Annotated in this window: 9 protein-coding genes; 6 read left to right on the plus strand and 3 right to left on the minus strand. The window is 73.3% G+C overall.

All coding sequences use genetic code 11. The annotated features are described in order from the left end of the window. Positions 1 to 12: 12 nt before the first annotated feature. Both H5V45_RS15720 and H5V45_RS15725 read right to left on the minus strand, forming a co-directional pair. The gene (locus H5V45_RS15720; RefSeq protein ID WP_185253793.1) at positions 13 to 924 is read right to left on the minus strand and encodes an FAD:protein FMN transferase; all 912 of its coding nucleotides are present in this window, start codon (positions 922 to 924) and stop codon (positions 13 to 15) included. Position 925: 1 nt separating this feature from the next. Beyond that, positions 926 to 1,267, minus strand: coding sequence for a hypothetical protein (locus H5V45_RS15725; protein WP_185253794.1), 342 nt, complete (start codon positions 1,265 to 1,267; stop codon positions 926 to 928). A gap of 187 nt (positions 1,268 to 1,454) precedes the next feature. Between H5V45_RS15725 and H5V45_RS15730 the strand changes: the two genes are divergently transcribed. The 3 genes from H5V45_RS15730 to H5V45_RS15740 all read left to right on the plus strand — a co-directional run bounded on the left by H5V45_RS15730 (position 1,455) and on the right by H5V45_RS15740 (position 5,203). Then, on the plus strand, positions 1,455 to 3,149 hold the full coding sequence (locus H5V45_RS15730; RefSeq protein WP_185253795.1) for an ATP-binding cassette domain-containing protein: 1,695 nt from the start codon (positions 1,455 to 1,457) through the stop codon (positions 3,147 to 3,149). Beyond that, positions 3,146 to 4,168 (plus strand): GNAT family N-acetyltransferase, encoded by a 1,023-nt coding sequence (locus H5V45_RS15735; RefSeq protein ID WP_185253796.1) that lies wholly within the window; start codon positions 3,146 to 3,148, stop codon positions 4,166 to 4,168. The genes H5V45_RS15730 and H5V45_RS15735 overlap by 4 nt, the downstream gene beginning before the upstream one ends. Before the next feature lie 96 nt (positions 4,169 to 4,264). Further along, on the plus strand, positions 4,265 to 5,203 hold the full coding sequence (locus H5V45_RS15740) for a zinc metalloprotease (protein ID WP_185253797.1): 939 nt from the start codon (positions 4,265 to 4,267) through the stop codon (positions 5,201 to 5,203). A gap of 190 nt (positions 5,204 to 5,393) precedes the next feature. Here the strand turns inward: H5V45_RS15740 and H5V45_RS15745 are convergent, their stop codons facing one another. After that, positions 5,394 to 6,500, minus strand: a complete 1,107-nt coding sequence (locus H5V45_RS15745; RefSeq protein ID WP_343061587.1) for a S1C family serine protease — start codon at positions 6,498 to 6,500, stop codon at positions 5,394 to 5,396. A gap of 288 nt (positions 6,501 to 6,788) precedes the next feature. Between H5V45_RS15745 and H5V45_RS15750 the strand changes: the two genes are divergently transcribed. From H5V45_RS15750 to H5V45_RS15760, 3 genes are all read left to right on the plus strand, one after another. Continuing rightward, a complete protein-coding gene (locus tag H5V45_RS15750) occupies positions 6,789 to 8,360 on the plus strand; it encodes a long-chain-fatty-acid--CoA ligase (protein WP_185253799.1) in 1,572 nt (523 codons plus the stop codon). Positions 8,361 to 8,395: 35 nt separating this feature from the next. After that, positions 8,396 to 9,184, plus strand: coding sequence for a DUF2127 domain-containing protein (locus H5V45_RS21965; RefSeq protein WP_221634027.1), 789 nt, complete (start codon positions 8,396 to 8,398; stop codon positions 9,182 to 9,184). A 130-nt stretch (positions 9,185 to 9,314) separates the two neighbouring features. Further along, positions 9,315 to 11,870, plus strand: coding sequence for a choice-of-anchor A family protein (locus H5V45_RS15760; RefSeq protein WP_185253800.1), 2,556 nt, complete (start codon positions 9,315 to 9,317; stop codon positions 11,868 to 11,870). The last annotated feature ends 13 nt before the right edge of the window (positions 11,871 to 11,883 follow it).

The raw sequence follows: 11,883 nt of genomic DNA on the forward strand, positions 1-11,883 counted from the left end.
CCCGCGGCCGCCTCAGGCGGCGGAGCCCTCGTGCTCGTCGGGCCAGCCGCCGGTGAGGTGGACCCGGCCGTCGCGGCCGACCAGGCGGGCCGTGAGCCCGCGGTGGCGCAGCCAGCCGAAGCCGTCGCGCCCCTTGACGATCGCCGCCGTGGCGGCGGTGTTTGCCGCGGCGCAGGTGGGAGCGGCGACGCTCACGGTCCGCCACACCGGGTCCGCGGGCAGGCCCGTGGCCGGGTCGACGATGTGGTGCAGGGTGTGGCCGCGCCGGTGCCAGGTGCGCCGTACGGTGCTCGACGTCGCCAGCGCGGAGCCGGCCGGGAGCGCGACGTGGGCGGCCGGGTCGTGCGGGGCGTCGTGGACGCTGACCTGCCACCCCCCGACCGGGGCCGGCCCGGCGGTGGCGATGTCGCCGCCGAGGCTGAGGAGTACGCCGGTCCCGAGCCGCCCCGCGACGAGGGCCGCCGCCCGGTCGGCGGCCACCGCCTTCGCGGTCGCGCCCAGGTCGAGCTCGAGCCCGGGCGGGATGGTGAGGCGACGGCCGTCGAGGCGCAACCGGCCCCAACCGGGCACCGGGCGGACCAGCGCGACCAGTCGCTCGCCGCTCTCGACCAGGCGGATGTCGCGGTCGTAGCCCAGCGCGGCCAGCGACGCCGCGACCGTCGGGTCGACCGCGCCGTCGGTGTCGCGGGCGGCCCGCAGGGCCTCCCCGAGGAGGTCGGCCAGCATCGGCGAGACCAGCACCGTGCCGTCCGGGCCGGGGACCAGTCGCCGGATCTCGGTGTCCTCGCGGAACCTGCTGGCGGCCTCCTCGACCTCGGCGAGCAGGGTCCGGGTGCGCCCGACGGCCTCGTCGAGGGCGCCCGGCTTGGTCACGACCAGGCGGGCCCGTGTGCTCCACAGGTCCCACTCGTGCGCGGCGACCACGTCAGGACCCGCTCGACGTGGCGTGCGTGGTGCTCGACGAGCCCGAACCCAGGGAGGTCGTGGTGGCGGAGCTGTCCGAGCCGGACGTGCCGCTCGACGAGGTCGAGCCCGACGACGACGTCCCCGCCGTGTCGCTCGCCACCACACCGCACGCGGCGGTGAGGCCGAGCGACGCGACGGCCGCGCCGGCGACCAGGCTGCGCCGCCAGCGGCGGGTGCGCGCGGCACGACCGGCCTGCGTCGCGGCGGGGGAATCGGCGGGGGACTCGGCGGGACGTCCGCCGGCGCCCGGGGGAGGCTCGGGGGGACGTCGATTGCTGGGGAGGGGCTCGTTGCTGGTCATGCCTCGACGATGGCGCCGCAGCCTGTGGCCTCCCTGTGCGCAGCCCACCGACTCGCTGACTCTCGTCCGGTCCCCGGGACGTCATGCGATGTGGTCGCCCGGGCAGCCACATCGCATGACGTCCCGCTGGCGTCCCGGCCAACAATCGGTTCGCCCCCACCGGATCCATGCCGGACAATCGGTCGACGTGGGTCATGTGGATGTTGCCGGGATCAGGTACGAGCTGCCGGACGGGCGGGTGCTGCTCGACGACGTGTCGTTCCGCGTCGGCGAGGGGGCCAAGGTCGCGCTGGTGGGCGCCAACGGGGCGGGCAAGACGACGCTGCTGCGGATCATCACCGGCGACCTGGTGCCGCACGCGGGCGCGGTGACGCGCAGCGGCGGGCTCGGTGTCATGCGGCAGATGGTGGGGGCCGGCCTGGGGGAGGACCCCACGGTCGCGGACCTGCTGCTCAGCGTGTCGCCGCCGCGGATCCGCGACGCGGCGGCCGCCGTCGACCGGTGGGAGCTCGCGCTCATGGAGACCGACGACGAGAAGACGCAGATGGCCTATGCCCACGCGCTCTCGGAGTTCGCCGACGCCGGCGGCTACGACATCGAGGTGACGTGGGACGTCTGCGCGATCGCCGCGCTGGCGCTGCCGTACGACCGGGCGAAGTACCGCTCTCTCAAGACGCTCTCCGGCGGCGAGCAGAAGCGGCTCGTGCTGGAGTTCCTGCTCCGCGGGCCCGACCAGGTGCTGCTGCTCGACGAGCCCGACAACTTCCTCGACGTCCCCGGCAAGATCTGGCTCGAGGGCCGGGTCCGCGAGTCCGACAAGACGATCCTGATGATCAGCCACGACCGCGAGCTGCTGAACAACACCGCCACCCGCGTGGTGACCGTCGAGCTCGGCGCCGCGGGCAACACGGTGTGGACGCACCCGGGCGGCTTCGCGTCGTACCACCAGGCCCGCCTGGACCGCTTCGCCCGCTTCGAGGAGCTCCGCAAGCGCTGGGACGAGGAGCACGCGAAGCTCAAGCAGCTGGTGCTGCACTACAAGATCAAGGCGGAGTACAACGACGGCATGGCGTCGCAGTACCGCGCCGCCCAGACCCGGCTCCGCAAGTTCGAGGAGGCCGGTCCGCCGACCGAGCAGCCCCGCGAGCAGCAGGTCTCGATGCGGCTGAAGGGCGGTCGCACCGGCAAGCGCGCGGTGGTCTGCGAGGACCTCGAGCTGACGAACCTGATGAAGCCGTTCGACCTCGAGGTCTGGTACGGCGAGCGCGTGGCCGTGCTGGGCTCGAACGGGTCCGGGAAGTCGCACTTCCTGCGGCTCCTGGCCGCCGGCGGCAGCGACCCCGACATCGAGCACCGCCCGGTCGGTGACGTGAGCGTGAAGCCGGTCGACCACACCGGCAAGGCCAAGCTCGGCGCCCGGGTGCGGCCCGGCTGGTTCGTGCAGACGCACGAGCACCCCGAGCTGGTCGGCCGCACGCTGCTGGAGATCCTGCACCGCGGCGACGGCTCGCCCAACGGGCGCGCCGGGATGGGCCGCGAGGCGGCGGCGCGGGTGCTCGACCGCTACGAGCTCGCACACGCCTCGGAGCAGAAGTTCGAGTCGCTCTCCGGCGGCCAGCAGGCCCGCTTCCAGATCCTGATGCTCGAGCTCAGCGGCGCCACGCTGCTGCTGCTCGACGAGCCCACCGACAACCTCGACGTGCAGTCCGCCGAGGCGCTCGAGGAGGGGCTCGAGGCCTTCGACGGGACCGTGCTGGCGGTCACGCACGACCGCTGGTTCGCCCGCGGTTTCGACCGGTTCCTCGTGTACGGCGCGGACGGCGCGGTCTACGAGTCCGACGGCCCCGTCTGGGACGAGGGACGCGTGGAGCGGGCCCGGTGAGCGCGCTCGAGGTCACCCGTCTGGACCCCTTCGACGCGGACGCGTTCGACGCCTGGCACGCGGTCTACCTCGTCTCCCAACTGCACGGGCGCGACGACAGCGCGACGCCGTGGCAGCGCGAGGAGCTCCGCGCGCAGCTGCAGGCGTCCAGCACGCTGGTCGACGAGAGCGGGTACGCCGGCTGGTGGGACGGTCGCCTGGTGAGCGCGGGCTGGCTGGCGATGCCGCTCCAGGACAACCGGGACCGCGCCTACCTGGCCGTCGACGTCGACCCCGCGGAGCGGCGCCGCGGTCACGGCTCCGCGATGCTGGCGCACCTCGAGGGCGTCGCCCGGTCCGCGGGCCGGACGGTGCTGGGGGCCGAGTCGTCGTGGGCGCACGAGGTCGGACCGACCGGCGCGGGCCAGCCCGGGCCGGAGTTCCTGGGCCACCACGGGTACGCCCTGATGATGCCGGACGTGCAGCGCCAGCTCGACCTCCCGGTCGACGAGGACCTGCTCGCGGGGCTGGCGGCGGAGGCGGCGCCGCACCACCCGGCGTACGCCCTGCACTCGTGGGTCGGGCCGGTGCCCGACGAGCTCGCGCTGGGCTGGCTGCAGCTCACCTCGACGCTGATGACCGAGGCGCCGACCGGCGACATGGACCTGGAGCCCGAGACCGTCGACGTGGGCGCGATGCGGGACCGCGAGCAGACCGTCGCTCGGATGGGGCGGACGAAGTACAACACCGTCGCGCTGGACGCGGACGGCACGGTGGTCGCCTACACCGACATCGCCACGACGGTGCACGAGCCCGACCGGGCCTACCAGTGGGGCACGCTCGTGCACCGCGACCACCGGGGGCACCGGCTCGGCCTCGCGGTCAAGGTCGCGAACCTCGCGCAGCTGCAGCACGAGACGTCCGGCCTGGCGCGGATGACGACGTACAACGCCGAGGTCAACGACCACATGATCGGCGTCAACGAGCGGCTCGGCTTCCGGCCGGTCGCCCGGCTGGGGGAGTTCGAGAAGACGTTGTGACGGCCGGTGGGCCCGATTTCCTTCCGCTGAAATGCCCCGGGCGTTAGGTTGCCCCTGCACCACCACCCCCGTCGTCTCGAGAAAGCGTGCCCCGTCATGCGCTTGCAGATCCGCTCACTCCTGGTCGCCACGGCGGCCGGCGCCTTCCTCGTGGGGGGCCTGGCGCCGCTCGCCTCCGCCACGGTCGCGCGCTCCGGCGCCGGCAGCGCCGCCGCGGCCCCGTGCCTGCACACCTCGTCGTCCGCCGCCCGCTCGACCGGCGCGAAGACCGACGAGCCGACCCAGGACCCCAACTCGCCCGCCAACGGGCGGATCAAGACCCAGCCGCTCATGAAGCCCGGCAGCGTGACCGTCCCGGTCGCCTTCCACATGCTGCAGCCGACCGTGAAGCCGGCGGGCTTCCGGAGCAACGCCGCGTGGACCCGCATGGTCAACGACCAGATCAAGGTGCTGAACGACTCCTACGGCGGCCGCACCGGCGGGGCGAAGTCGCCCTTCAAGTTCACGCTCGCCTCGCTCGAGTTCGTCCAGAACGACGCGTGGTACAACGTCGGGCCCGGCAAGACCGAGCGGGACATGAAGCACGCCCTCAACGTGGGTGACAGCGAGACGCTCAACGTCTACGCCGGCAACATCGGCGACGGCCTGCTCGGCTGGGCCTACTTCCCGCAGAGCTACAACGACGGCCACGGCTACCTCGACGGCGTCGTGATGCTCGACGAGTCGATGCCGGGCGGCAACACCACAAACTACTCGGAGGGCGACACGCTGACCCACGAGGTCGGCCACTGGTTCGCGCTGCAGCACACCTTCAACGGCGGCTGCTCGGCCTCGAACGACTTCGTCGAGGACACCCCGAAGGAGGCGCACCCGCAGTTCGGCTGCCCCGTCGGCGAGGACACCTGCCCGGCCCCCGGCCTCGACCCGGTCCACAACTTCATGGACTACTCCGTCGACTCCTGCATGTACCAGTTCACCCAGGGCCAGGTGCAGCGCATGAACGACGCGTGGATCGACTTCCGCCAGGTCTCCTGACACCCGCACCACGACGTACGACGAGCCGCCCCCGGTGACCGGGGGCGGCTCGTGTGCGTCCGGACCCGGCCCATCCCCGGGCGGACAGCGGGCGACGGGGCCCCACGGCGGCCAGGAGACGGACCGGCTGCCAGGGGGCCCCGTCGTCGGGGGGAGACGGCGCCGTGTGGGAGCGCCGTCCTCGGTGCGGTCAGGAGTTGGACGACGCCGCGTCGGAGTCGAGGGTCAGCTCGGCGGTCTTGGTGCTGCCGTCGTGGTCGTAGGTGACCGTGACCTTGTCGCCGGGCCGGTAGGACCGGATCGTCGCGACGAGCGAGTCCGAGCCGGTGATCAGGGTGTCGTCGACCTTGGTGATCACGTCGCCCTTGGCCAGGCCCGCGTTGGCGGCGGTCGACCCGGCGCTGACGTCCTGGATCTCGGCGCCCTGGGTCACCTCGGCGCCGCTGCCGGCCTTGGCCGCGACGTCGGAGACGCTGATGCCGAGGCGGGCGTGGGTCGGGGTCTCGCCCTTGACCATCTGGTCGACGATCGGGAGCACCTCGTCGATCGGGATCGCGAAGCCGAGGCCGATCGAGCCGCTCTCCTCCGAGGCGGACGACGTGCCGGTGGTGCGGATCGAGGAGTTGATGCCGACGACGTTGCCGTCGAGGTCCACGAGCGGGCCGCCGCTGTTGCCGGGGTTGATCGCGGCGTCGGTCTGGACGGCGGGGTACGTCGTGCTGTTGCCCTGTCCGTCGGAGCCGACGTCCACGGGGCGGTTGAGCGCGCTGACGATGCCGCTGGTGACGGTCGACTCGAGACCGAACGGGGAGCCGATCGCGACGACGCCCTCGCCGACCTTGAGGTCGGCGGACTTGCCGATCGTCGCCGGGGTCAGGTCGCTGACGCCCTCGGCCTGGATGACGGCCGTGTCGGTGAGCGGGTCGGTGCCGAGCACCTTGGCCGCGGCCGACGTGCCGTCGTTGAACGAGACGCTGATCTTGCCGGAGTCACCGGCCAGCTCGACGACGTGGTTGTTGGTGAGGATCTGGCCGTCCGAGCTGAGGATGATGCCCGAGCCGGAGCCGGCCTCCTGCGGTCCGGTGACCTCGATCTTGACGACCGACGGGAGCACCTTGGCCGCGACCTGCTCGACCGAGTGGTCGGCGGCCTCGGTGGCCGGGGTGTCGACGACCTGGGAGGTCGTGCGACCGGACGGGGACGCGGTGGCGGAGTCCGAGCCGGCCGGGTGCCACTCGTTCCAGGCGGCGGCGCCGCCCACCCCCGCCGCCCCGCCCACGAGCAGGGATGCCGCCACGACCGAGGCCGCGAAGGCAGTCCGTCCGGGTCGCCGCTGCTCCGGAGCAGCCGCCGGTGGCGTCGGCGAGCCACCGAAGGGGAAATACTGCGGCTGCGCCGGAGGCGGAGTGGGGACGTTCGACCGGTCACCCGGGGGCGGGACGGAAGGGGTGTCGTTCATGTCACCGACTCTGGCGCCCGTCCCTGTGACCTTCCTGAGACCTCCCTTTGCCTTTGCCGAAGAATCGGGGCCGCATCCGTGGACGGCTCGTTGTCCCGGCTTTGTGGCGTGCGCCACAATCGCGCCATGACCGCACCCGCGCCGCGCTTCGTCGACGACCGCCTCGCCCACTGGGCGACCGAGACCCCGGACGCGGAGGCGATCACCTACGGCGGACGGACCTGGTCCTGGGCGCAGTGGGACGAGCGCGTACGCCGCGCGGCGGGAGGCCTGCAGGGGCTGGGGATCGGGCGTGGCGACGTGGTCGCCTTCCTCGACAAGAACCACCCGGCCTGCGTCGAGATCAGCCTGGCCGCCGGCTCGCTCGGGGCCGCGAACGCCATCGTGAACTGGCGCCTGGCCGGCGACGAGGTGGACTACGCCGTCAACGACAGCGGCGCCCGGGTCCTGGTCGTCGGCAGCGAGCTGATGCCGCTCGTCGAGAAGATCCGCGACCGCCTCACGAGCGTCGAGGAGGTCATCGAGGTGACCCCGGACGGCGCCGACGGGGACGCCTACGAAGCCTGGCTGGCGGCCTCCGCGCCCGTCACCCGGCCCGACGACGTCGACCCCGAGGACGTCTGCCTGGTGATGTACTCCTCCGGCACCACGGGCCGCCCCAAGGGCGTGATGCTCACCCACGCCAACATGGTCGCCCACACGCTGAACGCCCACGACGGCTGGGAGTTCGAGCCCGGCGACAAGTCGATGGTGTCGATGCCCCTCTTCCACGTCGGCGGGTCGTCGTACGTCCTCTTCGGCATCCACGACGGCATCCCGAGCATCATGACGCGGGAGCCCGACGCGGCCTCGCTGGCCGGCGCGATCCTCGGCGGGGCCAACCGCACCTTCCTGGTCCCGGCGGTCCTGGCCCAGGTGCTGCAGTCCGGGCCGGACGCCGTGAAGCTCTTCGGGGCGCTGAAGACCTACACGTACGGCGCCTCGCCGATGCCCCTGCCGCTGCTCCGCGCGGCGATGGAGGCGTGGCCGGAGACCGACTTCATCCAGGTCTACGGCCTCACCGAGGTCGCGGGCGTCGCCACGCACCTGCTGCCGGAGGAGCACAAGGACGCCGAGCACCCCGAGCGGCTGGTCTCGGCGGGCCGGCCGGTGCCGGGCTGCGACATCCGGATCGTCGACCCGGGCACGCTGGAGGACCTCCCGACCGGCGAGCACGGCGAGATCTGGCTGCGGACGCCCCAGTTGATGAAGGGCTTCCTCGGCAAGCCCGAGGAGACGGCGGCCGTGATCACCGACGACGGCTGGTTCCGCACCGGGGACATGGGCAAGGTCGACGACGGCGGCTTCCTCTTCGTCGAGGACCGGCTCAAGGACATGATCATCAGCGGCGGGGAGAACATCTACTCGCCCGAGATCGAGCGGGTCCTGGCCGAGCACCCGGCCGTCATGGAGGTCGCGATCATCGGGGTCCCGGACGACCGCTGGGGTGAGTCCGTGAAGGCCGTGGTGTCGCTGAAGCCGGACACCTCGGCCACCGAGGAGGAGCTGATCGCGTGGTGCCGCGACCGGCTCGCGCACTACAAGTGCCCCAAGTCGGTCGACCTCCTGGAGGCGCTGCCGCGCAACCCCACGGGCAAGATCCTCAAGCGCGAGCTGCGGGCGCCGTACTGGCAGGGGCGCGACCGCGGGGTGAACTGACCCGTCCGCGTGGCACCGCGTCCTAGGCTGGTCGGGTGCCCCGTCCGCTGCGCCACTTCGACTGGAGCCTGCGCTCGTGCGGCGTGCGCGGCCACGTCACCTACCGCCCCGACGACGCCGCGCTCGCGGACCGGCTGAGCGCCGAGACACCGGCGGGAGAGGCGTGGCGCTGCCTGCGCTGCGAGGACTTCGTCGTGGGGGAGCCGCACGGCTCCGGGCCGGCGGAGGACGCGCCGCTGGTGCTGCGCGGCAACGCCCTCAAGGACGCGCTGGTCCTGCGGCTGCTGGCCGCGGAGCGGCTGGTGCGCGGCCTGCTCCTCGTCGCGCTGGCCTACGGGATCTACCGCTTCGACGGTGCGCGGCACTCGCTCGACCGGGTGATCCAGGAGTACCTCCCCCTGCTGCGTCCGGTCGCCGACCGCCTCGGCATCGACCTCGAGGACACCGGCCCGGTCAAGCTGATCGAGGAGGCCTTGTCGGCCCGGCACTCGACGCTGCTGCTCGTGGCGCTCGGCGTGCTGGCGTACGGCGTCCTCCAGCTGGTCGAGGCGACCGGTCTCTGGCTGATGAAGCGGTGGGGCGAGTACGTCGCCGTCGTCGGCACCTCGGTGTTCATCCCGCTCGAGGTCTACGAGCTGCTGCACACGGTCACCCCGCTCAAGGTGGGGGCCCTGCTGCTCAACCTGTTCGCGGTCGTCTACCTCCTGTGGAGCAAGCGGCTCTTCGGGCTGCGCGGCGGCAAGGAGGCCTTCGAGGCCGAGCGCCACGGTGCCTCGCTGCTCGAGGTCGAGCGCGCCGGCCTCGTCGGACCGCGGCGGTCCTGACCCCCGACGACGCCGGCCCCCGGGTCGTCCCCGCCCCTCCGGTCCAGAGCGGTTCCTCAGCGTTTGCTCAAGTCGGCGGCGCCGTTCGCGCCGCGTGCCACGCTCCAGGTCCACGACCAACTGGGGGGTCATGTCGATGGAGAACCGTGGTTCTGCGCGCCGTCAGCACGGCGCTCGCCCGAAGGTCCGGGCCGCGATCGCTGCCGCCACGACCGTCGCCGCGGTGACGGCGCTGTCGTTCGTCGCGCTGTCGGCGTCGCCGCCGGCGAGCGGGCTGACCGGCCCGCCAATGCGCGCGGTGGCGACGTCCTGCACGACCGTGACGCAGCCCCTGGGGGCCGCGACGGGATGGACGGAGTTCGTCGAGGGCAGCGGTCACCGCGGCTCGGAGTCCGAGGGCTCGATCGCGTGGGGCGGCAACCTCGACGCGAGCGGGATGACCGTCGGCACGCGGCTGACGTCGGCGGCCGGCACCGCGACGCTCGTGGTCGCCGGGACCCACGGGCAGTACTTCAATCTGCAGAAGGGGTCGGCGTACGTCTCCCCGAAGTCCGGCGTGAACTTCAACGGCGGCGGGACCTACCTCGCGAGCAACCCCGTCGACTTCGCGGCGGCCTTCACCGACCTGCGCTCGCGCTCGACCGCCTGGGGGAGCGCGGCGGCGACCGGCACCGCGGCGCCCGGCACGGCCGGGGGCAACACGGTCCTGGTCCTGACCGGCACGGACCCGACGCTCAACGTGTTCAGCCTGACGCCGGCCCAGCTCACCTCGGCCAACGGCATCGGGTACGACGTGCCCGCCGGCTCCGGCGTCCTCGTCAACGTGTCCGGGAGCGCGGTGACGCTGCAGGGCCAGGTGTGGATCAAGCAGGGCGGCACGTACTACCAGGCCAACGACTCCGTCATGGAGAGCTGGCCCGGGATCCTGTGGAACTTCCCGACCGCGACCACGGTGACGATGAGCGTCGGCTCGGCGTGGGGCGGCACGATCCTCGCCCCCAACGCGGCCCTCACCATCGCGAGCGTCGGCCACACGATCGGCCAGATGGTCGCGAAGACGTTCTCGTCGAACTACGAGACGCACCAGCGGCTCTACCCGAGCAGCGCCTGCCTGCCGCCGACCACGACCACCCCGCCGCCGAGCGCCAACCGCTCCGACGTGCGCGTCGTGAAGACCGCGTCGAGCCCGGCGGTGCACGGCGGCGACACCGTCACCTACACCCTGGAGGCGAAGAACGTCGGACTCGACGACGCGACCGGCGTGGTCGTCCGCGACGCCCTGCCCACCGGCGTCACGTTCGACTCGGCGAGCAGCCCCTGCACGCAGTCCTCGGGCGTGGTGTCCTGCTCGATCGGCACCCTCACGCCCGGCCAGGCGAAGGTGCTGACCGTGCGGGTGGTCGCCGACCCGATCGCCGGCGCCGGCCCGGCGGCGCACCCCATGGCCTTCCACGAGCTGACGCCGTACAAGTCCGAGGTGCAGGTCGACCTCGATCCCGGCCAGACCCGGACGGTGACGGTCGCCTGCGGGGCCGGGGACATCCTCGGCGACGGCTCCCTGCGCGTGGACCACGTGGACCAGGGCACCGGCGCGCCGACGGACGTGCGGGTGCTGAGCTCGGAGTCGACCGCGGTCGGGACCTGGAAGGCCGTCGTGCGCAACGACGCGACCGGACGGGCGCAGGCCAAGGGCTTCGTGGTCTGCCTGCCGGGCCTCACGGAGTACGCCGACCGGCAGGACGGCGGCGCCAGCCGGCACCGCCACGCCCTGTCCGCCGACGCGGCGGTCGTCGCCACCACCCAGGCCTGGCCGGCGGGCCGGCGTACCGCCTCGGTGGCGTGCCCGACAGGGACCGCGCCGGTCGCGCCGGGCTTCTCGCTGTCCGGGGGCGCGGCGACGCTGGCGGGCTCGGAGCCGGCGGCCGGCAACGGCTGGGCGTTCACGATGGACGTGGCCGCGCCGACGACCGCGACGCTCTCGGTGCGGTGCCTGCGGACGACCACGTCGGCAGTGCTGGGCCACACGCACGACCTGGTCCTGGCCCACGTGGTGCGCACGGTCTCGGTGCCGGCCGGCGCGACGGTCGAGGAGCAGGTCACCTGCGCCGACCAGGCCAAGGGCGTCGTCGGGACCTGGTCGCTGCCCGCCGGCGTGCAGAGCCTCGGCAACGACCCGCGGCTCAAGGCGCGCGCCTTCCGCCTGCTCAACACCACCGCCGCCGCACAGACGGCGACCGTGGACCTCGAGTGCCTGGGTGACCGGACGACCGTGGAGACCCGGGGCACCGTGGACCCGCTGGTCGTGGTGAACACCGCCACCGTCACCTCGACCTCGGTCGACGCGGACCCCGGCAACAACAGCTCCACCGCGTCGGTCACGGTCCAGCCCGGGTCGACGACCGCGTCGGTCGCCCCGCTGGTCGTGGCGCGGCCCTCACGGCTGGGGGTGCGGATCGTGTCCTCCATGCCCGGCTCGGGCTTCGTGGTGGTGCGCAGCGCCGGTCGCGACGGGCGGGTGCTGGCGCGGGGCCGGGTCGACCTGCTCGCCGGGACGGCGCAGCGGGTGCACCTGAGGCTCACGGCCGCGGGCCGACGGGTCGAGGACGGGGCCCGGGCCTGGCTGCGGATCGACCCCACGCGCGGTCCCGGCGTACGCCGTCCGGTGGTCGTGACGCGGCCGGGCTAGCCGGCCGCGGCCC

It is taken from the genome of Nocardioides luti, assembly GCF_014212315.1.
Taxonomy (GTDB): Bacteria; Actinomycetota; Actinomycetes; order Propionibacteriales; family Nocardioidaceae; genus Nocardioides; species Nocardioides luti.